We start from the raw sequence: 502 nt of genomic DNA, 5'->3' as shown, positions 1-502 counted from the left end.
TTAACGATTAATGGTCAAGCTGTGGCTTTACCAGCCGGTGTAGACTTATCAAATTACTACACGAAGGGTGAAGTTGACGACAAGTTATCAGCAGTCACTACTGGTGGCACGGTTGATCTGACCGGTTATTTAAAAGTGGCGGATGCGGAAGAAACCTTTGCAAAAAAGGCTGATCTACCAACCGTTAGCCTTGATGTCGATAATCGCATCGTGACGATTAACGGCCAGCACATTACTGTACCTAACAGTATTGATCTGTCTGATTATGCTAAAACGGACGATCTGCCTAAAGTGGCATTAGATACTGACCAACGGCAATTAACAGTTGACGGAAAGTCAATTGACATTCCATCAAACGTAGATTTGTCAGGTTTCTACACGAAGTCGGAAGTTGATGAGAAGTTAGCAAACGTTGCCGCTGGTGGGAAGATTGATTTAACTGGGTATCTCACCAAGAGTGAAGCGGATGAGGCATACGCCAAAAAAGATGAAATCCCGTCTG

General features: G+C 44.0%; 1 protein-coding gene. It reads left to right on the top strand.

Annotated elements, in window-relative coordinates; genetic code table 11:
* Nucleotides 1–21: 21 nt before the first annotated feature.
* A partial coding sequence (locus ACFILA_RS10020; RefSeq protein WP_375661181.1) for a hypothetical protein occupies nt 22–502 on the top strand: 481 nt, incomplete at its 3' end.

Origin of the sequence: Bartonella sp. CL71SXKL, assembly GCF_042194935.1 — a bacterium.
Classification (GTDB): Bacteria; Pseudomonadota; Alphaproteobacteria; order Rhizobiales; family Rhizobiaceae; genus Bartonella.
Note: the sequence above shows the minus strand (reverse complement) of the source record. Positions and strands in the feature narration are given on the sequence as shown.